Raw genomic sequence first — 20,526 nt, forward strand, 5'->3', positions numbered from 1 at the left:
GGTGTTGCCTGTGCCCGCCGAACGACTCCATGGAGCGCCATGTCGGCCCAGGCCCCGGCCCCGTCGCACCGCGCGATGCGCGGCGGCGGAGCGCGCGTGGGCCGTCCGGCACGGGCTCTTGACCGGGCGCGCGCGGCCGACCGCTGCGGTGCCCCGCGCCCGTTGCGCGTGGTGCTCTGCGTCCAGCCGCACTCGGTGACCGGCTCGCGATGTCCTGCGTGAGCGCCCGCCGCTGAGGCGTGGCCACCCGGGCCACCACGGCCCGTGGGGGAGGCCCCGCCCGTCCGCCAGGGCGCTCGCGTCATGTGCGGGAACGACCCGCCGCCCGTCGGCGTGCGTCGTCCGCTCCCTCGTCGCCCCGTCAGGCCGCGTGCCAGGCGGCGCCGAGCGGCTCCCCTTCCCACGTCGCGCCCGCGCCGCGCCGCGGTGATCCGATCGACCGCAAGGACATCTCCATGGACAGACACGCCCCGCGGCGGCCCATGGCCGCCGCCCTTCTCGCCCTTGTCGTGCTCGCGGCGGGCGCGGCCTGCGGCTCGCCCGCCGGGGAGCAGGACGCCGCGGCCGACTCCGGCGACGGCAGCCTGGTGTTCGCCCGCACCAGCCGCGGCGTCACGGACCTCGATCCGACGGCGGACGAGCTCGCCACGAACAACGCGTACACGCTCGACAAGATCTTCGAACCCCTGGTGGAGCTGCGCGAGGACGGCAGCATCGAGCCGTTCCTCGCCGAGTCGTACGAGGTCGCCGACGACGGCCTGAGCTGGACGTTCACCCTGCGGGACGGCGTCGCGTTCACGGACGGCTCGGCCCTGGACGCCGAGGACGTCGTCTTCACCCTGAACCGGCACCTCGACGTCGGCGGCGCGCTGCCGCTGTCCGCGCCGATCACCGACGTGACGGCGGCCGACGACCGGACCGTGGTCGTCGCGCTGTCCGAGCCGTACGCGCCGCTGCTTGCCGACCTGGCGACCTTCGCCAACGTGATCCTGCCGACCGACCTCGGCGGGCTCACCGAGGAGGAGTTCTTCCAGGACCCGGTCGGCACAGGCCCGTTCACCGTCGACTCGTGGGACAGGACCACGGGCGAGATCACCCTCGCCGCCAACGACACCTACTGGCAGGGCGCGCCGTCGGTCGACGAGGTCGTCTTCACGGTGGTCGACGACGACAACCAGCTCCTCCAGCAGCTCCAGGCCGGGCAGGTCGACGTGATCGACGCGGTGCCCGCCGCCAACGTGGCGGAACTCGAGGCCAACCCGGACGTCCAGGTCAACGTCTCCGACTCCTGGCAGCAGGGCCTGCTGGCGTTCAACACCGTGGACGGCGCGTTCGCCGACGTGCGCCTGCGCCGCGCCGTCGCCTCGGCGCTCGACCGGGAGGCGATCGCGGCGGCGACGACGTACGACACGGCGACCCCGGCGACGACGTTCCTGCCGCCGAGCATCCAGTTCTCCGCCCAGGACACGGACGTGCTGGGCTACGACCCGGCCGCGGCGCGCGACGAACTGGCGCGCTCCGACCACCCGGACGGTCTTTCGACCACGCTGATCGTGGAGAGCTCGTCCGCCAGCCAGACGCAGCAGGCCCAGGCCATCCAGGCGGCGCTCGCGGAGATCGGCGTCACGGTGGAGATCGAGACGCTCGACGCGACCACGTTCTGGGCCCGCTTCGGCGAACGCGACTACGACCTGGCCGTCACATGGGCGATCAGCGACACCGGCGACCCGAGCAACCTCGTGCGCTGGCAGCTCCTCCCCGACGTGGCGGACTCGTACCACACGGGCTACGGCAACGCCGAGGTGATCGACCTCGCGGCCCAGGGCGTCGCGGCCACGGACGACGCCACGCGGGCCGATGTCTACGCCCGCATCCAGCGGATCGCCGCGGACGAGGTGCCGACGGTGCCGCTGACGTACATCCCGACGATCACCGCCACGGGCTCGGGCGTCGAGGGCCTGGTCGTCCTGCCCAACGGCACCACCCGCCTCCAGGACGTGACCGGGTCATGAGGAAAGCCGCCACGCCGCTCGCGCGCCGGGTGGCTCACGCGCTCCTGCGGGCGGGCGGGGTGGCGGCCGGTGTCGTCGTCATCGCGTTCCTCCTCGGACGCCTCATCCCCGGGGACGCGGCCACCGCCCTGCTGGGCAGCCGCGCCACCCCCGAGGCCGTCGCGGAGCTGCGCGGCCGACTCGGCCTCGACGAGCCGCTGCCGGTCCAGCTCTGGGAGTTCCTGACGCGCCTTGTGACCGAGGGCGACACCGGTGCGTCGCTGGTGAACGACGTGCCGACGCGCGAGCTGATCCTCGCGCGCGTCGAACCGACGCTCTGGCTGGTCGCGTTCGCCGCGGTGTTCGCCGTCGTCCTGGCCGTGCCGCTCGCGCTGTGGGCGGCCACGCACCGCGACGGCGTCGCCGACCACGTGGTGCGGATCCTCACCACCGCGGGGATCGCGATGCCCGCGTTCTGGACCGGGCTGCTGCTGATCCTGCTGTTCTCGGTGCGGCTGGGCTGGTTCCCCGTCGGCGGCGTCAGGGACGGCTACCCGGTCAGCGTCGTGCTGCCCGCGCTCACCGCGGCGTTCGCCATCGTGCCCATCCTGGTGCGCAGCCTGCGCGTCCAGCTCGTCGAGGTCCTGCGGGCCGACTTCGTCGCCACCCTCCGCGCCGCCGGCCTGCCGGAACGCCGGATCCTGGCCCGCCACGTGCTGCGCAACGCCGCCCTGCCCGCCCTCGTGCTGGTCGGCACGAACATCTCCTACCTGCTCGGCGGCGCGCTGATCGTGGAGAAGGTGTTCGCCCTGCCCGGGCTCGGGGACCTGATGTTCGACGCGGTCGGCAGCCGCGACCTGCCGGTCATCCAGGGCGTGGTCATCTACTCGGCGCTGGCCGTCGTCCTGGTCACGCTGGTGACCGACCACCTCGCCGCGCTCCTCGACCCCCGGCTGAGGAGGGCCGCGTGACCGCCGCCCCCGTGACATCCGCCGCCCCCGAGGCGACCGAGCTCGCCGTGCCGCTGCCACTCCTGCGGCGCGCGCTGGCCCACCGGTCGCTGATCGCGGGCCTCGTCCTCGTCGGCGCCGTCGTCGTCGCGGCGGTGTGCGCGCCGCTGATCGCGCCGCACGACCCGGCCGCCCAGGACCTGAGGGCGGCGTTGCTGCCACCGTCGGGGGAGCACCTGCTCGGCACCGACCACCTCGGACGCGACGTGTTCTCCCGGCTGGTGTACGCGGCCCGCACCGACCTGCGGATCGGCGCGGTCACGGTCGTCGTCCCTTTCGTGGTCGGCACGCTCGTCGGCAGCGTCGCGGGCTACGCCGGGGGCCGTCTCGACCGGGTCCTCTCCTACCTCGTCGACACGGTGCTCGCGTTCCCCTTCTACGTCCTGATCCTGGCGATCGTCGCCGTGGTGGGCACGGGGGAGCGCGGCATCTACGTGGCCTACGCCCTGGTGGGCTGGGTGGCCTACGCGCGCGTGACGCGCTCGGCGACCTCCGTCACCGCGGCCCAGCCGTGGGTCCACGCGGCGCGGGAGAGCGGCCTCTCGCACCGCCGGGTGCTGCTGCGGCACGTGCTGCCGAACACCCTGCCGCAGGCGGTGGTGTTCCTGTTCACCGACGTGGTGTTCGTGATCGCGGCCGTCGTCACGCTGTCCTACCTGGGGCTCGGCATCCAGCCGCCCACCGCCGACTGGGGCTCGATGATCGCCGACGCCCGTGCGTTCCTGACCACCAAGTGGTGGCTGGCCGCGGCGCCGGGGCTGGCCGTCGTCGTGACGGGGGTGGGCCTGTCGCTGGTGGCCGACGGGCTGACGGACCTGTGGGGGGAACGGTGACCACGGCGGCGGGCAGGGCGGAGCGCAGCGGGCTGCGCGTCGAGGGGCTGCGGGTCACGGTCCGCGCCGGGGCGGCGGAGCGGACCGTTGTCGACGACGTGTCGTTCGCCGTCGAGGCGGGCGGCGCCCTCGGCATCGTCGGGGAGTCGGGCTCGGGCAAGAGCATGACGCTGCGCGCCGTGCTCGGCCTGCTGCCGGCCCGGGCCCGGGTGAAGGCCGGGACGGCGACGGCGTTCGGCACGACGCGCGCCCTCGGCCCACGCGGCCTGCGGGACGTCGGCCCCGGGCGCGTCGGCATGGTGTTCCAGGACCCGTTGAGCGCCCTCGACCCGCTGGCCAGGGTCGGCGCCCAGGTGCGGGAGGTGTGCCGGGTGGTCGGCGGCGAAGGGCGGCGGTCCGCCCGCGACCGGAGCGTCGCGCTGCTGACGCAGGTGGGGCTGCCCGACCCGGCCGCCCTCGCCCGCCGGTACCCGCACGAGCTGTCGGGCGGGCAGCGGCAGCGGGTCGTGATCGCCCTCGCGCTCGCCGCCCGACCCCGGATCCTCCTGTGCGACGAGCCCACCACGGCGCTCGACGTCACGGTGCAGGCCACCATCCTGCGGCTGCTGGCCGACCTGCGTCGCGACCTCGGTCTGACGGTCGTGTTCGTCAGCCACGACCTCCCCGTCGTCACCTCGGTCTGCGACTCCGTCACGGTGCTGCGCCACGGGCGGGTCACCGAGGCCGGGCCGGTCGCCGAGGTCCTGACCGCACCGCGGCACCCGTACACGCGCGAGCTGATCGACGCGGCGCGCGCCCTCGAACTGGAGACGCCATGAAGGCGACACCCGCGGCCCCGACAGGGGACCCGACCGCGGACCTGAGCGTGGACGGCGTCACCGTGTCCTACGGGCGCACGCCCGTGCTGCACGGGGTCGACCTCGACGTGCCGGGCGGGACCGTCGCGGGCATCGTCGGCGAGTCGGGGTCGGGCAAGACCACCCTCGCCCGCTGCCTCACCGGCCAGGTCACCCCCACCGGCGGCACCGTGACGCTCGGCGGGCAGCGGCTGACCCACCGCCGCACCGTGGCGCAGCGCCGGGCGTTGCAGATGATCTACCAGGACCCGTTCTCCTCGCTCAACCCGCGGCTGACCGTCGGGCAGACGCTGACCGAGCTGCTGGCCGTCCACCGGCTCGTGCCGCGCGCCGAACGCCCCGCGCGCGCGGCCGAGTTGCTCGACCTCGTCGGCCTGCCGCCCGAGGCGCTGCGGGCCAGGCCGCGGCAGTTCTCCGGCGGTCAGCGCCAGCGCATCGCGATCGCGCGCGCCCTCGCCGTCGAGCCGCGCGTCCTGGTCGCGGACGAGCCGACCTCCGCGCTCGACGTGGCCGTGCGCGCGACGATCCTCGACCTCTTCGCCCGGCTGCGCGACGGGCTCGGCGTGACGATCGTGCTCATCTCCCACGACCTCTCCGTGGTCGCGCACATGTGCGACACGGTCACGGTGCTGCGGGACGGGCGCGTTGTCGAGCACGGCGGCGCCAGGGACGTACTGCGTCACCCCGAGCACGCCTACACGCGCTCCCTGATCGCCGCCGTACCGCGCCTGCCCCGTCCGGCCGAGCCGCGGGAGGCGACGGCATGACCCGCGTTCTCCTGCTCGCCCCGGTCGGCACGGACATGCACCTGCCCGCCGAGGAACGGTCCGCGCGCCGGGCCGTGCGCCGGGGCACCCATGTCGAGGTCCGGCACCTGCCGGGGCTGCCCGAGACCGTGTACGTCCCGCCCGAGGAGCTGTTCGTGCCCGTCCTCGTCCGCGCGGTCGTCGCGGCGGAACGCGCGGGCTACGACGCCGTCGGCATCTCCTGCTGCTCCGACCCCGGCCTGGCCGAGGCCCGCGCCGCCGTGTCGATCCCCGTGACCGCCCCCTTCGAGGCCGCCCGCGCCCTGCTCCCCGCGCTCGCCCCGCTGTGCGTGCTGTATGTGGACGTGCCGCCGGGGGACGGCGAGAGCGACCGGCACGGCACCGACTGGGTGCCGGAACTCGCCGCCAGGTACGGCATGGGTGACCTCATGACCGCACCGCAGCCGGTGCCCGTGGCCCGGCCCGCCGTGGAACGGGCCGACGCCACGCACACCGCGCGCGACGTCGGTGACGCGCTGATCGCGGCCCAGCGCCGCGGCCTCGAACGGTCAGGGCCCGCCGCCGTCCGGCGCGCCGCGGCCGCGGGCGCGCGCAGCATCCTGCCCGCCTGCACCTACTGGACCGGCACCACGGACGCCCTCACCGGCCTGACGCCGCTGCCGGTGCTCGACCCGGTGGAGCTGCTGGCGCGGCACACCGAGTCGCTGGCCCTGGCAGGCCGCGCACCCGCCGGGTGACCCCGCGCCCCGCCGCGCCCCACGCCGCCCCGCCCCGGCCCCGGCCACCGCCCACTCGACCGAAGGAGCACCGCCATGAGCGAGACCCTCTTCCCACCCGACCGCTACCCGCGGCTGACCGACGGTCTTGGGCGGCTCGCGGGCGGCGCCGGGCCCTCCGTGCTCGTCCAGGCGGAGGCCGTGGTCGCCCTCGAGGCGCTGGCCCACGGCATCGGCCGGTCCGAACGCCCCGTGCTCAGCATCGAGTCGAGCCGCTACGGGCGGCTGACGAGCGCCTGGCTGCGGGCCGCCGGAGCGCGGGTCACCGTGCTCGACCTCCCGGACGGCGAGCCCGCCGACCCCGACCGCGTCGACGCGCTGCTGCGCGCGACACCGGCGACCGCCGCGGTGCTGCTCACCCAGGCCGAGGTGCTCACCGGCGTCGCCCACCCCGTCGACGACATCGTGGCGGTCGCGCACCACCACGGCGCCGCGGTCGCGGTCGACGCCGTCGCCGCGGTCGGCGGCCTGGCCGCGCCTCGCGACGCCGACGCCGTCGTCATCGGGCCGCAGAAGGCCCTCGACGGACCCGCCGGGCTGTCCGTCGCCACCCTGTCCGACCGCGGCTGGGCGCTGCTCGACCGGCAGGACGACACCCACGCGTCCGTGCTCAATCTGCCCTACCTGCGGCGCGCCGCCGCGGAGAGCGCCGCCGCCGGGACGCTGCCCGGCACCCCTTCGGTGCCGGAGCTCGCCGCGGCCGAACGGGCCGTCGCCGCCGTCGAGGCCGAGGGGATCGAGGCCAGGATCGCCCGCCACCACGCCACGCGCGCCGCGGTCAGGGCGGGGCTGCTCGCGGCCGGTCTGACGCCATGGGTCGCCGACGAACGCCACGCGAACCCGCTCGCCACCACCGTCGCCGTGCCACCGGGCGTGGCCGCGCCGGAACTGGCCGACCGCGCCGCCGCGGTCGGCGGCCACTGGGCGGTCGGCGACAGCACCCCGCGCGGCGCGTACCTGCGGGTCAGCCACTACGGCCGCCACGCCACCCTCGCCAGGGCCCTCGGCGAGCTGGTCGCCCTCACCCACGCCGCACACGCCGACACCGGCGCCGCGGCCGAAGCGGCGGCCGACGCCTGGCTCGCCGCCGCCCCCTGACAGCGCGCCGCGCCGCGCGAGCGAGCCGCCCCACGGAAGGACCTCCCATGACGTATCGACTCGCCGCCGACGTCGGCGGCACCTTCACCGACATCGTGCGCCTCGACGAGGCCACCGGTGCCTGCCTGGCCACCAAAGTGCCCACCACGCCCGACGACATCGCGGTCGGCGTGGTGCGCGGCTTCGACGAGATCGTCGACGGCGACTACACCGGCGTCACCGGCATCGTGTACGGCACCACCGCGGGGCTGAACGCGCTCATCCAGCGCGGCGGCGCCCGTACCGCGCTCGTCACGACCCGCGGGTTCCGCGACGTGTACGAGATCGGGCGCGGCAACCACCCGGACATGTACGACAACCAGTACCGCAAGCCCGTGCCGCTGCTCGGCCGCCGCGACGTGGTCGAGGTGGGCGAGCGCACCGACCGGCACGGCACGGTCGTCACCCCCGTCGACCCGGACGAGCTGCGCGAGGTCGCGGGCCGACTGGCCGCGGGCGGCTACGCGTCGGTGGCCGTCGCGTTCCTGCACGCCTATGTCAACCCCGCCAACGAACGGGCCGCGGCCGAGGCGCTGCGCGCGGCCCTGCCCGCGGCCGTGCCGGTGACCGCGTCGAGCGACATCGCCCCGGAGCTCGGCGAGTACGAACGCGTCAGCACGACCGTCATGAACGCCTACATCACCCCCGTCATCCGCGGCTATGTGACCCGCCTGCGCCAGCTGCTCACCGACCGCGGCTTCGGCGGCGAGGTCTTCGTCATGCAGTCCAACGGCGGGGTGCTCACCGAACGGGTCGCGGCCGCGCAGCCGGTCCGCATCGTCATGTCAGGACCCGTGGGCGGCGTCATCGGCGCGGGCGCGGTGGGCGCGGGCCTCGGGACCGGGCACGTGCTGGCCGTCGACATGGGCGGGACCAGCTTCGACGTGAGCCTGATCGTCGACGGCGCCCCGCAGATCGCGCTGGAGTCGCAGCTCGAGGGCTTCCCCGTGCTGGTCCCCTCGGTACAGACGCTCAGCGTCGGGGCCGGAGGCGGCAGCGTCGCCTGGACCGAGGCGGGCAGCATGCGCGTCGGCCCTCGCAGCAGCGGCGCCCGGCCGGGCCCGGTCTGCTACCGGCTGGGCGGCCGCGAACCCACCACCACCGACGCCAACGTGGTGCTCGGCCGGATCGCCCCCGAGCACTTCCTCGGCGGGCGCATGGCGATCTCCCCCGACCTGGCCGCCGAGGCCCTCGCCGCCTACGGCGCGCCCCTCGGGCTGACCGCCACCGAGGCGGCCGAGGGCGTCCTGACCATCACCAACAGCGCGATGGCGGACGCCATCCGGCAGATCACGCTGCGCCGCGGCCTCGACGCCAGGGACTTCACGCTGCTCGCCTACGGCGGCGCGGGCCCGCTGCACGCGGTCGCGCTCGCCGAGGAGTTGGAGATCGACCGCGTGGTCGTGCCGCCGCGGCCAGGGGCGTTCTCGGCGTGGGGCATGCTGCACGCCCCGCTCCGGCACGACGGGGCGGCCTCGTTGCTCCGCCCGCTCGACGCCGTCACCCCCGCCGCCCTGGACGACGCGTTCGCCGCGGTGCGCGCCGACCTCGACCCTGACCTCGTCGCCACGATCGAGGCCGCGGGGCCCGTGGTGGAGCGGCGCTCGCTCGACCTGCGCTACCGCGGCCAGAAGTACAGCGTCAACCTCGCCCTTGACGGGCTCGGCGGGGTCCGCGCCATCCGCACGGCGTTCGACGAGCGCTACCGGGTGCTGTTCGGCTTCGCGTCGCCCGACACGCCCGTCGAGGTCGTCAACGCCCGGCTCGCGCTGGTCGCGAAGCGGGCGCACACCGAGCCGCCCGCCACCGAGCCGCCCGCGCCCCTGACCGCACGGGCGCGACAGGTCATCGAGGGCGTGTACGACGGCCGACGCCACGAGATCGCCGTCGTCGCCCGCGCCGGACTCGCCGTCGGCGACACCGTCCCAGGCCCCGCCGTGCTGGCCGAGCTCACCGCCACCACCGTCGTGCCGCCCGGCTGGCGGGCCGTCGTGGACGCCGACGGCTCCCTGACCCTCACCCGCGCCCCCGCGGACCCCGCTCACCCGGACAGGAACCGCACATGACCGCCACCGTCAGCCCCATCGTCGTCGAAGTCATCCGCAACGGCTTCAACTCCGCGGCCGAGGAGATGAGCGTCTCGCTCTTCCGCGGCGCCCACACCCCCGTGATCTACGAGGCGAAGGACTGCGCCGTCGGCCTGTACGACGCCAGGGCCCGACTGCTCGGGCAGGCGCCGGGACTGCCCATCTTCCTGGGCAACATCCAGGCCTGCATCGAGCACGTGACCGCGAAGATCGGGCTCGACGGCTACGCCGACGGCGACGTGTTCATCCTCAACGACGCGTACATCCAGGGCTCGCACCTGACGGACATCACGGTGCTCGCGCCGATCTTCGTCGACGGCGCGCTCGTGGCGTTCGCCGCCACCAGGGCCGACGGCGGGCACCTGGGCGGCAAGGACCTCGGCGTGTCCACCGGCACCCGGCACATCTACGAGGAGGGGCTGCGCATCCCGCCGGTCCGGCTGGTCAAGGCGGGCGTCCCCGACGAGGAGATCTTCGACATCCTGGCGCTGAACAGCTTCTTCCACGCCGCCCGCCGCGGCGACCTGGAAGCGCAGGTCGCCGCCTGCTACAAGGGCGCCGAACGCCTCAGGGCGCTGTACCGGAAGTTCGGCCGGGCGGTGGTCGAGGCCGCGACGGCCGACATCTTCCGCCAGTCCGAGGAGCTGGACCGCCGCGCGGTCGCGGCCATCCCCGACGGCACGTACACCGCCACAGGGCTCATCGACGACGACGGCGTGTCCGGCACGCCGGTGCGCGTGCGGGTCGCCGTCCGGGTGACGGGGGACGAGATCGCCGTCGATCTCACCGGCTCGAGCGCGGCCACCCCCGGCCCGGTCAACTCAGGGCAGGTGCAGGCGATCTCGGCGTGCCGCGTCGCGTTCAAGGAGCTCATCAACCCCGAGGCACCGGTCACCGGCGGGAACTTCCGCAACCTGACCGTCGTCGTCCCCGAGGGCAGCGTCTTCGACGCCCGCGAGCCCGCGCCCGTCCAGTGGTACTACACGCCGCTCGGCCTGCTCATCGACCTCGTGCAGCGGGCGTTGGCCCCGGTGCTGCCCGAACGGGTCGCCGCCGCCCACTTCGGCGACTCGATGATCGTCTCGTTCGTCGGCACCGCGCGCGACGCCGGGGGCGCCGAGGACGCCGAGGACTTCGTGCTGATCGACGCCGAGGCGGGCGGCTGGGGCGCGTTCCACGACGGCGACGGCCAGGACGGGATGATCAACGTCATCAACGGGGACTTCAAGAACCTGCCCATCGAGTTCGTGGAGAACAAGTTCCCGCTCACGATCGAGGCCTACGGGCTGCGGCAGGACTCCGAGGGCGCCGGGCGATTCCGCGGCGGCCTGGGCGTGCACAAGACGTTCCGGGTCGAGCAGGACGGCACCGCGCTGTCGCTGTGGCTCGACCGTTCCCTCACCCCGGCCTGGGGGCTCTTCGGCGGCCACGACGCCACAGGCCCTGTCGCGGTCGTCGCTCCCGGCACGCCGGACGAGCGCCGACTCAACAAGATCACCGACCTGCGGCTCGCCGCGGGCCAGCGCGTCCAGGTCCTCACCGGCGGCGGAGGCGGCTACGGCGACCCCGGGGAGCGCGACCCTGCGCACGTCGCCCGGGACGTGGCCGACGAGTACATCTCGCCCCACCGCGCCCGCGACGTGTACGGCCGAACCGCGCCGCCACGACCGGCCACGAACGACCCCCGGTGACCCACCCGACCCCCGGCCTCCGCTCCACAGGCCCTCAGCGCCGAGGGAGCTGAGCGCACGCGACGGGGTGACCGGTGCACCGACCCTGTCGTGGTGCCGGATCCCGCGGGGACGACCGCCCACCGCGGCGCGATGAGTTCCGCGGCGTCCGGCGGTCATACCGTCGAACCGGTTACGGAGGAGGACGTGTGATGCGCAGGGTGACCTATTCGATGAACGTCTCGCTCGACGGCTACATCGTCGGGCCGGACGGCGGCTTCGACTGGACGCCGCCCGACGAGGATGTCTTCCGCTCCTGGATCGACGAGACCCGCGAGGTCGGCGTCTACCTGCTCGGGCGACGGCTGTACGAGACGATGCTGTACTGGGAGACCGCCGACCAGGATCCATCGCTCGACGACTCCAAGCTCGAGTGGACCGCGCTCTGGAAGGCGCTCCCCAAGGTGGTGTTCTCCACCACGCTTTCGGCGGTGCGCGGCCATGCCCGCCTGGTCTCCGGCGGCCTGGCTGAGGAGATCGAGCGGTGCCGGGCCGAGCCGGGGGAGGGCAACATCGCGATCGGCGGCGCGACCCTCGCCGCCGAGGCGGCCGCGGCGGGCCTGATCGACGAGTACCGGACCAGGGTCTACCCGGTGCTGGTGGGCGGCGGCATCCCGTTCTTTCCCCGGCACGAGCGCCGGGTCGATCTCGAACTCCTCGAGACCCGCACGTTCGACTCGGGAGTCGTCCACCTCCGCCACCACGTGACGCGCTAGCTGTACTGACCCGCGGGGCTGCGGCGCCGCTTCGCCGCCGGGGCGGGTTCAACGCACCCGCTGTGCGCGCGCTTCCGCCGTGGCGGCGTCGGAGGACGGCGGGGGCGCGTCCGGGTAGAAGGTGGCCGTGCCGGTGATCGTCAGGCCGGTGCTGTCTCCCGGCCGCAGGGCGAGTGGCCCCGCGTGGCGAACGGCGACGGCCCGGGGCAGGCCGCCGACGCTGATCAGGGCCACCGTGTCGTGTCCGTGGAAGCGGATGTCCGTGACGGTGCCGCGGGTCGCGGAGGCATCGGCGGCGCCCAGCCTCAGCTGCTCGGGCCGCAGCAGGGCCGTGCCGTCGCCGTCGGCGTCCGTGGTGCGGGCGTCCGTGGTGAGGGGGACGCGGCCCAGGGGGGTGTGGGCGATGCCGCCCGCCGCGCTCGCCGGGACCAGGACGGCGTCGCCGACGAAGCCCGCCACCCACATGCTGGCGGGCTGCCGATAGACCTCCTCGGGAGTGCCGTGCTGCTCGACCCTGCCCTCCCGCAGCACGGCCACCCGGTCCGCGACGGACAGCGCCTCCTGCTGGTCGTGCGTCACCAGGACCGCGGTCGCGCCGGTGGCCCGCAGGGCGGCGCGCACGTCGTCGCGGAGTCCACCGCGCAGGGAGCTGTCCAGGGCGTTGAACGGCTCGTCGAACAGAACCACGGAGGGCCGCGGAGCCAGGGCGCGCGCCAGGGCGACACGCTGCTGCTGACCACCGGAGAGTTCGTGCGGCATCCTCGCGTCCAGTCCCGCGAGCCCGACCAGCTCGAGCAACTCCCCGGCCCTCGCGCGCCGGTCGGGACGGGCCAGAGCGGTCAGTCCGAAGGTGATGTTGCGTGCGACGCTCAGATGCGGGAAGAGAGCGCCTTCCTGGGCGACGATGCCGATCGCCCGCCTCTCGGGGCGGATCCGCACACCGGGCCCTGAGAGGACGCGGCCTCCCACGGCGACCGTTCCCCCGGTGGGCTCCACGAAGCCCGCGATGATGCGCAGCAGGGTGGTCTTGCCGCAGCCGGACGGGCCGAGGACCGCGGTGAGTTCCCCGCCGGCGACGTTCAGGTCAAGGCCGCGCAGCACCGGCTCGCCGCGGCGGTAGGTCTTGGTCAGTCCTCTGACGCGCAGTTCGGTCATCGGTGTCTTCCGAGGAGGTAGGAGGGGACGGCGGCGATCAGGATCAGGGCCAGGGCATAGGGAGCGGCGGCGGCGTAGGCGGCCACGCCCGTGTGCGTCCACAGCCGGGTCGCCAGGGTGTCCATGCCGGTGGGGCGCAGCAGCAGCGTGGCGGGAAGCTCCTTCATGATCACCACGAAGGTCAGGGCCGCGCCGGTCGCGATCCCCGGCGCCGCCAGCGGAACGGTCACGGCGCGCAGGGTGCCCAGCGGGCCCCGGCCCAGCGAGCGCGCCATGTACTCGAGCTCGGGGGGCGCCTGGAGCACCGCCGTGCGAACGGCGGTGACCGCGAGCGGCAGGAACAGCATGGCGTAGGCCATGACGAGCAGCGGCCACTGCTGATAGAGCGCGTAGGCGTAACGCACGGAGAGGAAGACCATGGCCAGGGCCACGGTGATGCCCGGCAGGGCGTGCCCGGCGAACGACGCCTGTTCAAGCAGATGGGCGGTGCGGGTGCGGTGACGGGCCGCGACCACGCCGACCGGCAGGGCGAGCAGGATCGTCAGGGCCGCTCCCGCGGCGGCCAGGCGGGCGGTCGCCCAAGCGGTGTCGGCCAGTTCCGCCGGGTCCCAGGTGGCGGACGTGCCCTGGGCGATCCAGTAGCCGAGGGAGCCGAGGGGAAACGCGACCGCCGCGCCCGCGACCAGGGCGCACCAGCCGACGGCGGGCCCGCGCAGCCGCCCGAGGGGCAGCCGTTCGGCGGGTCTCGGGCTGCCCCGCCCTGTGCCCGCGAGCCGGGCCCGGCCGCGGGCGCGGCGTTCGGCGAGGACCAGGAGCGCGGTGAGCAGCACAAGGACACAGCTCAGCACGGCGGCCGGGGTCCGGTCGAAGCTGGCCCGGTAGGACGTGTGGATGGCGCGGGTGAAGGTGTCGTAACGCATCAGCGACACCGCGCCGAAGTCGGCGACCACGTAGAGCGCGACCAGCAGCGCGCCGCCGCCCACCGCGTGCCTCAGCTGCGGCAGGGTGATCCGGAGGAAGACCCCGAGAGCTCCGTGCCCCAGCGAACGCGCCGCCTCCTCCTGGGCCGGATCGATCCCGCGCAGCGCCGCGGCCACCGGCAGGTACACGTAGGGCGAGCAGGCCAGGCTCAGCACCAGGGCGGCGCCCCGGAAACCGGCCAGGGAGGGGAAGGCCGACAGCCAGCTGAACGCCATCACATAGCTGGGAACGGCCAGCGGCAGGGTCGCGAGCACGGCCCACAGACGGGGCGCGGGCAGGGCCGTCCGCTCGGTCAGCCAGGCCAGGGACACGCCGATCAGCACGCTGGCGGCCACGACGACCAGGGCCAGGCTCAGGCTGCGGACCAGGAGGTGGGCCGTGCGGCCGTCGGCGACGATGTCCCATGCGTACCCGAAGCCGTGTTCGAGGGAACGGACCGTCAGATAGACCAGCGGCAGCAGCGCGAACGCGGCGGTGACCGCCGCGGGAACGGCCAGCACCGCCGACATCCGCGGGCCTTCGGACGTGCCGCGCCGCCGCCGGGACACCGCGGGGGCGCGGCGCTTCTCACCGGGCCCGGCGCGGAACAGCGACTGGCTCGGCACGTTCATTCCGGCATCTGTCAGACCATGCCGACGTCTTGCAGCAGGGTCAGCGTCTCCTGGAGCGTGGCGAGGTCGCTCAGGTCGATGTCGGGGACCTCGAGGGATTCCAGGCTGGGCAGTTCCTCCACCGGGCTGGTCACCCCGGCGGCCAGCGGGTACTCGAAGGTCTCCTCGGCGAAGTACGTCTGCGCCTCCTCGGAGAGCAGGAAGTCCACCGCCTCCTGGGCGGCCGCCTCTTGGCCGCCGTACGCGGTGATGCCGACCCCGGCGACGTTGACCAGGGACCCCGGGCCGCCGCCGGGCAGGTAGTGGGTCCCGACGCTCACCTCGTCCTCGCCCACCTCCGCGGCCAGCTCGTACACGTAGTAGTGATTGATCAGCCCGAAGGCCAGCTCCCCGCTGTTGACCGCGTCGAGGATCGGGCCGTTGCCGTCGAAGGCCTGCGCGTCGTTGGCCCGGAGGTCCTCCAGCCACCGACGGGTGGCGTCCTCCCCCTCGAGCACGCGCATCGCGGTGACGAACGACTGGAACGAGGCGTTGGTCGGCGCGTAGCCCACCTCACCGCTCCAGCGGGGGTCGGTCAGGTCGGCAAGCTCCTGCGGGAGCTCGTCCTCACCGACCTGCTCGGGCGCGTAGGCCACGATCCTGGCCCGCCCCGAGACACCCACCCAACTCCCGTCCTCCGCACGGAACGTCGGCTCCACCTGATCCAGGGCCTCCCGCGGCAGCTCCGTCAGCAGCCCCGCCTCCGCCAGCGCGCCGAGCGCGCCGGCGTCCTGTGACAGGAACAGCCCGGCGTTGGTGCGTTCACCCTCCTCGAGGATCTGGGCGGCGAGCTCGGCGCTGTCCCCGTACCGGACGGTGACCGTCGTGCCGGTCGCCTCCTCGAGGCGCTCGAGCAACGGGTCGATCAACTCCTCGTTGCGCCCCGAGTAGATGACCAGCTCCTGCGAGGCGTCGGACGTCCCCTCACCACCCGCCTCGTCCGGTCCCTCGTCGTCACCTCCGCACGCCGTGGCGAGCGGCACCACCAGACCGAGCCCGGCCAGCGCGAACGTCAGCCGACGCCACGAGGCCCGGCGATGACCGCGCCAGGGATGAGGCGAACGCGAGAGGGAGGACATGCTGAACCCTTCTGCCGAGAGGCGCGTCACGGTGGCGCCGATGATCGCCCGGTCGATGCCGGGCGGCTCATTATTAAGGTTAGCCTTGCCTAATTGTCAATGGACGAGGGGTCGCCGCCCCAAGGTCATGGCATCTGGGTGGGACTGGCGGACCGTTTCCGGGAGCGGGGTGTCACCCCTGGTGGAGCGGTGCGGCTCAGCGGGTCCGGTAGCGGGCGTAGATCAGTCCGCTGTCGAAGGCGCGCTCCTCGACCAGCTCGAGATCGAGGCGGACGCCGTCGGGGAAGAACCGCTTGCCGCCGCCGACCACGCTCGTGGTGATGAACAGGTGGTACTCGTCCACCAGACCGGCCGCGATCGCCTGGGCCGCGAGGTTCGGGCCGTCGACGGTGAGGTCGTGATCGGCCTCGGCCTTGAGCTTGCGCACCGCGTCGGGGTCGAAGGTCCGCTCGATCCTGGTCTTCGCGCTGGCCACCGACTCGAGCGTCGTGGAGTACACGATCTTCTCCGCGGCCTGCCAGTCGCGGGCGTACTGAAGGATGTGCGGAGGCTGGTCGGGCTCGGTGTGCGCGGTCTCCCAGTAGACCATCGTCTCGTATATCCGTCGGCCGTAGAGGTATGTGCCGACGGGGCGGAAGAGGTCGTTGATGAAGGTGTGCACCTCCTGGACCTCGGCCCCGGTGCCGAGGTCGCCCTCCGCCGCCTCGGCGTAGCCGTCGAGCGAGGTGATCATCGAGTAGATGAGCTTGGCCATGCGTTTCCTCCGGTACGAGCGCGTCAGTCTGCCGGTGGTTCCGAAGACTGTGACCTCCGCACGACCCGGAACTCATCGATCGGCCGGTCGCCGGTTCGCACCCGGTCGGGTCCACGGGTTGGACGAGCGGCGGGCACGCAAGTGGCTGACTGAGCTGATCGTTGCTCGAGAACTGTCCCTCGCCTCGGACACCGCCGACACCGTACCGCCCGCCGAAGCTCCCCGGATCGGGATGGACTGGCGGTGCCGCACGGTGGCTGACGAAGACTCGCTCGTCCTCCTCATCCGCGCCGCGCAGATCGCCGACGTCATCACCGCCCCGCCCGGCAACGCCTGTCCCACCTGGGGAACCGCAGCTCCGTCGAGGTCATGGATGTCTTCTACGCGCTCAAGACCCGCGACGACGCACCCGAGGAGGGAACACACGGACGCGCCGGACAGAGATCTAGGGACAGTCCTCGGCGTGCCGCATCGGGCGGGTTGCGTGGAGTGAGGCCAGGAGGTTCAGTCGGTCGGCGTCGGCGCTTCCCGGTGCGGCCGTCCAGACCAGCATGACCGGGCCCGGTGCGCCGGGCAGGGGGTAGGTGTCCCAGTCCAGGGCGATGTCGCCGACCTCGGGGACGTGGAAGGTCTTGGTGCCGCTGACCGAGGTCCGGACGTCGTGCCGGGCCCACAGGCGTCGGAAGTCGGCGCTGCGGATGCTCAGTTCGCCGACGATCGCGGTGGCGCGCGGGTGGGTGGGGTCGGTGGCGATGGCGGAGCGCATCATGCCGATGTAGTCCAGGGCCTGGTGCTCCCAGTCCGGGCAGCGGCGCCGGTCGGTCGGCGTGTCGTCGAACATCAGCAGGAGCATGTTGAGCCGGTGTGCGGGGTGGTCGTCGGGGTTGCCGAGCAGTGCTTCGGCCAGGGGGTTCCAGGCGAGCAGGTCCAAGTGTCGGCCGAGTACGACGGCCGGAGTGTTCATCACCCGTAGCAGTCGCCGTGTACCGGTCGGCACCCGCTCCGGGGCGCGCTCCACCGGGCCGGGTGCGGGGCGTCGGGCGGCGCGGGCCAGGGCGAACAGGTGGCGACGTTCGTCGTCGTCCAGAACGAGGGCGTCGGCGAGGGCGTCCAGGACCGTGTCGGAGGGGCGTACCTCTCTGCCCTGTTCCATCCGCTGGTAGTAGTCGGTGCTCAGACCGGCGAGCAGGGCCAGCTCCTCGCGCCGCAGTCCGGTGACCTTGCGCCGGCCGCCCGGCTCCAGGCCGACGTCGCGCGGACGCAGTCTGCCGCGCCGGGCGCGCAGGAAGTCACCGAGTTCACGAGCGTGCGGATGGGTCATGCCCCCAGTGTCCCGCCGCGCCGGACCTTCATGGTAGGTCGGCCGGTCCCAGGCAGACGGGGCCTACCTCGCCCTCGCGCCGTGCTCCTACCGTCGTTGCTCCACCGCACCCGATCGATGTCCTCGCGAGGAGTACCGCATGGCCGGATGGAACACCGACCAGATCCCCGACCAGCACGGCAGGACCGCCGTCGTCACCGGCGCCAACTCCGGACTCGGACTGGTCACCGCGACCGCACTGGCACGCCGCGGCGCCCGCGTCGTCCTCGCCGTCCGCAACACCGCCGCCGGCGCGGAGGCCGCCCGCGGGATCGCGGGTGACGTGGAAGTGCGCGAACTCGACCTGGCCTCCCTGGACTCGGTGCGCGCCTTCGCCACCGCGCTCGTCTCCGACCATCCGGTCATCGACCTACTGGTCAACAACGCCGGAATGGTCCTGCTCGGCCCGCGCCGCCTCTCGCGCGACGGGTTCGAACTGCACCTCGCCACCAACATGCTCGGCCCCTTCGCCCTGACCGGCCTCCTGCTCGACACGCTCGCCGCGGCACCGAAGCCACGGGTGGTCAACCTCAGCTCCATCACCCACAAGACCGCGCGCTTGGACTTCGAGGACCTGATGGTCGAACACAACTACCGAGCCCCGTCCGCCTACGGCCGCTCCAAACTCGCCGTCACCGTCTTCGGCATCGAGCTGGACCGTCGGCTGCGGGCCGCCGGATCGCCGATCATCAGCACCCTGGCCCACCCGGGTCTCACCCGCACCAACCTGACACCGCGCGCCTGGGAACACCGCGGTCGGCTCGGACACATGATCGCGCGGCTCGGCCTGGTCGCCACCCAACCGGTGGAGCAGGGCGCTCTGCCACAGCTGCGGGCCGCCACCGAACCCGGCGTCCACGGGGGCCAGTTCTTCGGACCGGCCGGATTCTTCGAGACACGGGGCCGCGTCACCGAAGCACGCCTCAGCCCGGAGGCGGCCGACCCGAGCGTCGGCAAACGACTCTGGGCGGTCACGGAACTTCTCACCGGAGTCACCTACCTGTGACGCGAGCACTCGTGGTGCGGTGCCCGCGCCCGTGCACGCCTCCGACACCACGCCGATCGGTCGGCTGTCGTCGGCGAGGTCGTCGAGGGCCTTGAGGACGTGGTGGCGCCGGCGGGCGGAGTTGTCGCGCGGGCCTCGATGAGAGGGCCGGTCGGTGATGGTCGGCAACTGGCCGGATTGGTGTGATCCGGTTGCCCCCGTGGTGCTGACGGCGCCCTGTCGGGAGATCATCACCCGGTGGGCCAGAGGCTGGGTGGACGCGCGGATCGCCGCCCACGCCCGGGCAGGCAGGACATGGGGACTGGCCGACGCGGTCGACGCGTTGCTACGTGGGAGGGCCCGCCGTCGGTGAGGGCGGCGGGCCGTCGGGCTGGGACCGGTAGGTGTCAGAAGTTGTTCTCGAGTTCCGGCCGAGTCGTCGCGACTCGGCGCCGTAGCGCCAGTGCCAGATGCGTGACGACGCCCGCTGCGTCCGCGAGGCTCGGCGGAGGCGGGAGATCCGGCCGTGGCGTGTCGGCGTCGGATGCGGACGCCGACATGCCACGGGGCCTGCTCATCCCGGTATCGGGGCCTGCTTTTCCACGGGCAGCCACAAGTGGCCCGAGCCGAGGTCGGGCTCCTCTTCGTGCTCGACGGCCACCAGTGCCGGGCCGGGGGTGGTGCGGTAGGTGGGGTGGGCTGGGAACCATTCTGTGTAGACCGCGCGCCACAGGGTTTGCAGTCCGCGGGGGAACTCCACCCGTTCGAAGGGGAACACCGCCCAGGTGTTCGGGGGAACCTCCAGGCGTTCCATCCCCTCGGGGGTGGGGGCGGTGGTGGCCGCGGCGACGTAGTAGTCGATCTCCTCGCCTGGGTCCCCGGTGTCCCCCAGGGGCACCGTCACCGACAGCGCACCGCGGGGCTCTTGGTCACTGAGCGCATCGAGCCGCTCCCAGGTGGCGTCATCGACCTCTTCGGTGAAGGCGATCATGTCGGGATTGGGGCCCTCGGCGACGTTGGGAACCCGCTTTCTCAGCCCGACCAGGGAGAAGGCGTCTTTGTCGAGGATGCGGTAGCGCATCGTGGTGCTCCCTTCGATGGTGAGGTGAAAGGCCAGGCGGGACTGGGAGACCAGCGTGGCCCCGGTGCGCCGGGCCTGGCCGGGGGTGATGCCGTGGACGGCGCGGAAGGCCCGGTTGAACGCCTCGGCCGAGGAGTATCCGTAGTCGACGGCGATATCGAGCAGCGTCCTGCGGCCCTCCATCACCTCGGCGCCGGCCAGGGTGAGCCGACGCCGGCGCACGTACTCCGACAGCGGCATCCCCGCCAGCGCGGCGAACATCCGGCGCAGGTGGTGCTCGGATGTCAGCGCGGTGCGTGCCATCGCCGCCACGTCCACCGGGCGGCCGGGGTCTCCCTCGACATGCTCCAGGGCCTTGTTCAACCGGTCCAGCATCGCTTCCTCCTTCGTTCACCAGCGACGTTAACGAGCACGAACGGTGCGGTTCCCGATAGTTGCCGTGCGCCTTCGATCAAGCCAGGGCTCACCCGATCGAAGGCGCAAAGAAAGTGGCTTCGGCTGTTGCCGGTGTTGGGCAACGCGTTCCGGAACCACCCCACCGCGGCGTGCCTCGCGGTCGCGAGGCACGTCCTGATCT

General features: G+C 73.5%; 17 protein-coding genes. 11 read left to right on the plus strand and 6 right to left on the minus strand.

Annotated features, from left to right (window positions below; genetic code table 11):
- The first annotated feature begins 455 nt into the window (after positions 1 to 455).
- The 10 genes from D7318_RS00300 to D7318_RS00345 all read left to right on the plus strand — a co-directional run bounded on the left by D7318_RS00300 (position 456) and on the right by D7318_RS00345 (position 11,904).
- A complete protein-coding gene (locus tag D7318_RS00300) occupies positions 456 to 2,012 on the plus strand; it encodes an ABC transporter substrate-binding protein (RefSeq protein ID WP_120694765.1) in 1,557 nt (518 codons plus the stop codon).
- Complete coding sequence (locus D7318_RS00305) at positions 2,009 to 2,962, plus strand: ABC transporter permease (RefSeq protein WP_120694766.1); 954 nt, start codon at positions 2,009 to 2,011, stop codon at positions 2,960 to 2,962. The genes D7318_RS00300 and D7318_RS00305 overlap by 4 nt, the downstream gene beginning before the upstream one ends.
- On the plus strand, positions 2,959 to 3,834 hold the full coding sequence (locus tag D7318_RS00310; RefSeq protein WP_120694767.1) for an ABC transporter permease: 876 nt from the start codon (positions 2,959 to 2,961) through the stop codon (positions 3,832 to 3,834). Before D7318_RS00305 ends, D7318_RS00310 begins: the two co-directional genes overlap by 4 nt.
- Positions 3,831 to 4,652, plus strand: coding sequence for an ABC transporter ATP-binding protein (locus D7318_RS33290; RefSeq protein WP_220729456.1), 822 nt, complete (start codon positions 3,831 to 3,833; stop codon positions 4,650 to 4,652). The genes D7318_RS00310 and D7318_RS33290 overlap by 4 nt, the downstream gene beginning before the upstream one ends.
- A complete protein-coding gene (locus D7318_RS33295) occupies positions 4,649 to 5,458 on the plus strand; it encodes an ABC transporter ATP-binding protein (protein WP_120694768.1) in 810 nt (269 codons plus the stop codon). The genes D7318_RS33290 and D7318_RS33295 overlap by 4 nt, the downstream gene beginning before the upstream one ends.
- Positions 5,455 to 6,195: an aspartate/glutamate racemase family protein gene (locus D7318_RS32335; protein ID WP_147437584.1), complete on the plus strand. Its 741-nt coding sequence runs from the start codon at positions 5,455 to 5,457 to the stop codon at positions 6,193 to 6,195. Before D7318_RS33295 ends, D7318_RS32335 begins: the two co-directional genes overlap by 4 nt.
- A gap of 75 nt (positions 6,196 to 6,270) precedes the next feature.
- Complete coding sequence (locus D7318_RS00330) at positions 6,271 to 7,332, plus strand: aminotransferase class V-fold PLP-dependent enzyme (RefSeq protein WP_120694770.1); 1,062 nt, start codon at positions 6,271 to 6,273, stop codon at positions 7,330 to 7,332.
- A gap of 47 nt (positions 7,333 to 7,379) precedes the next feature.
- Positions 7,380 to 9,437, plus strand: a complete 2,058-nt coding sequence (locus D7318_RS00335; protein WP_120694771.1) for a hydantoinase/oxoprolinase family protein — start codon at positions 7,380 to 7,382, stop codon at positions 9,435 to 9,437.
- The gene (locus D7318_RS00340) at positions 9,434 to 11,149 is read left to right on the plus strand and encodes a hydantoinase B/oxoprolinase family protein (RefSeq protein WP_120694772.1); all 1,716 of its coding nucleotides are present in this window, start codon (positions 9,434 to 9,436) and stop codon (positions 11,147 to 11,149) included. Before D7318_RS00335 ends, D7318_RS00340 begins: the two co-directional genes overlap by 4 nt.
- Before the next feature lie 191 nt (positions 11,150 to 11,340).
- The gene (locus tag D7318_RS00345; RefSeq protein WP_120694773.1) at positions 11,341 to 11,904 is read left to right on the plus strand and encodes a dihydrofolate reductase family protein; all 564 of its coding nucleotides are present in this window, start codon (positions 11,341 to 11,343) and stop codon (positions 11,902 to 11,904) included.
- Between the two features lie 48 nt (positions 11,905 to 11,952).
- On the opposite strand, the gene D7318_RS00350 is transcribed toward D7318_RS00345, so the two are convergent.
- The 5 genes from D7318_RS00350 to D7318_RS00370 form a co-directional block, all read right to left on the minus strand.
- Positions 11,953 to 13,059, minus strand: coding sequence for an ABC transporter ATP-binding protein (locus D7318_RS00350; RefSeq protein WP_120694774.1), 1,107 nt, complete (start codon positions 13,057 to 13,059; stop codon positions 11,953 to 11,955).
- Positions 13,056 to 14,651, minus strand: coding sequence for an ABC transporter permease (locus tag D7318_RS00355; RefSeq protein WP_408055428.1), 1,596 nt, complete (start codon positions 14,649 to 14,651; stop codon positions 13,056 to 13,058). The genes D7318_RS00350 and D7318_RS00355 overlap by 4 nt, the downstream gene beginning before the upstream one ends.
- Before the next feature lie 11 nt (positions 14,652 to 14,662).
- Positions 14,663 to 15,769, minus strand: a complete 1,107-nt coding sequence (locus tag D7318_RS00360) for an iron ABC transporter substrate-binding protein (RefSeq protein ID WP_120694775.1) — start codon at positions 15,767 to 15,769, stop codon at positions 14,663 to 14,665.
- A 196-nt stretch (positions 15,770 to 15,965) separates the two neighbouring features.
- The gene (locus D7318_RS00365) at positions 15,966 to 16,523 is read right to left on the minus strand and encodes a dihydrofolate reductase family protein (RefSeq protein ID WP_120694776.1); all 558 of its coding nucleotides are present in this window, start codon (positions 16,521 to 16,523) and stop codon (positions 15,966 to 15,968) included.
- Between the two features lie 445 nt (positions 16,524 to 16,968).
- Positions 16,969 to 17,844, minus strand: coding sequence for a helix-turn-helix transcriptional regulator (locus tag D7318_RS00370; RefSeq protein ID WP_120694777.1), 876 nt, complete (start codon positions 17,842 to 17,844; stop codon positions 16,969 to 16,971).
- 139 nt (positions 17,845 to 17,983) lie between these two features.
- Between D7318_RS00370 and D7318_RS00375 the strand changes: the two genes are divergently transcribed.
- Positions 17,984 to 18,889, plus strand: coding sequence for an oxidoreductase (locus D7318_RS00375; protein ID WP_120694778.1), 906 nt, complete (start codon positions 17,984 to 17,986; stop codon positions 18,887 to 18,889).
- Positions 18,890 to 19,442: 553 nt separating this feature from the next.
- Here D7318_RS00375 and D7318_RS00380 read toward each other — a convergent pair.
- On the minus strand, positions 19,443 to 20,324 hold the full coding sequence (locus tag D7318_RS00380) for an AraC family transcriptional regulator (RefSeq protein ID WP_120694779.1): 882 nt from the start codon (positions 20,322 to 20,324) through the stop codon (positions 19,443 to 19,445).
- Between the last annotated feature and the right edge of the window lie 202 nt (positions 20,325 to 20,526).

This window comes from Streptomyces radicis, from assembly GCF_003626575.1.
GTDB lineage: Bacteria > Actinomycetota > Actinomycetes > Streptomycetales > Streptomycetaceae > Streptomyces > Streptomyces radicis.

Bases quoted from the DNA above. Each gene is read 5' to 3' on its own strand.
- D7318_RS00365 (WP_120694776.1), bottom strand. From the start codon at position 16,523: ATGGCCAAGCTCATCTACTCGATGATCACCTCGCTCGACGGCTACGCC.
- D7318_RS00370 (WP_120694777.1), bottom strand. From the start codon at position 17,844: ATGACCCATCCGCACGCTCGTGAACTCGGTGACTTCCTGCGCGCCCGG.
- D7318_RS00305 (WP_120694766.1), top strand. From the start codon at position 2,009: ATGAGGAAAGCCGCCACGCCGCTCGCGCGCCGGGTGGCTCACGCGCTC.
- D7318_RS00380 (WP_120694779.1), bottom strand. From the start codon at position 20,324: ATGCTGGACCGGTTGAACAAGGCCCTGGAGCATGTCGAGGGAGACCCC.
- D7318_RS00300 (WP_120694765.1), top strand. From the start codon at position 456: ATGGACAGACACGCCCCGCGGCGGCCCATGGCCGCCGCCCTTCTCGCC.
- D7318_RS00335 (WP_120694771.1), top strand. From the start codon at position 7,380: ATGACGTATCGACTCGCCGCCGACGTCGGCGGCACCTTCACCGACATC.
- D7318_RS00375 (WP_120694778.1), top strand. From the start codon at position 17,984: ATGGCCGGATGGAACACCGACCAGATCCCCGACCAGCACGGCAGGACC.
- D7318_RS00345 (WP_120694773.1), top strand. From the start codon at position 11,341: ATGCGCAGGGTGACCTATTCGATGAACGTCTCGCTCGACGGCTACATC.
- D7318_RS00340 (WP_120694772.1), top strand. From the start codon at position 9,434: ATGACCGCCACCGTCAGCCCCATCGTCGTCGAAGTCATCCGCAACGGC.
- D7318_RS00360 (WP_120694775.1), bottom strand. From the start codon at position 15,769: ATGTCCTCCCTCTCGCGTTCGCCTCATCCCTGGCGCGGTCATCGCCGG.
- D7318_RS00355 (WP_408055428.1), bottom strand. From the start codon at position 14,651: ATGAACGTGCCGAGCCAGTCGCTGTTCCGCGCCGGGCCCGGTGAGAAG.
- D7318_RS33295 (WP_120694768.1), top strand. From the start codon at position 4,649: ATGAAGGCGACACCCGCGGCCCCGACAGGGGACCCGACCGCGGACCTG.
- D7318_RS32335 (WP_147437584.1), top strand. From the start codon at position 5,455: ATGACCCGCGTTCTCCTGCTCGCCCCGGTCGGCACGGACATGCACCTG.
- D7318_RS00350 (WP_120694774.1), bottom strand. From the start codon at position 13,059: ATGACCGAACTGCGCGTCAGAGGACTGACCAAGACCTACCGCCGCGGC.
- D7318_RS00330 (WP_120694770.1), top strand. From the start codon at position 6,271: ATGAGCGAGACCCTCTTCCCACCCGACCGCTACCCGCGGCTGACCGAC.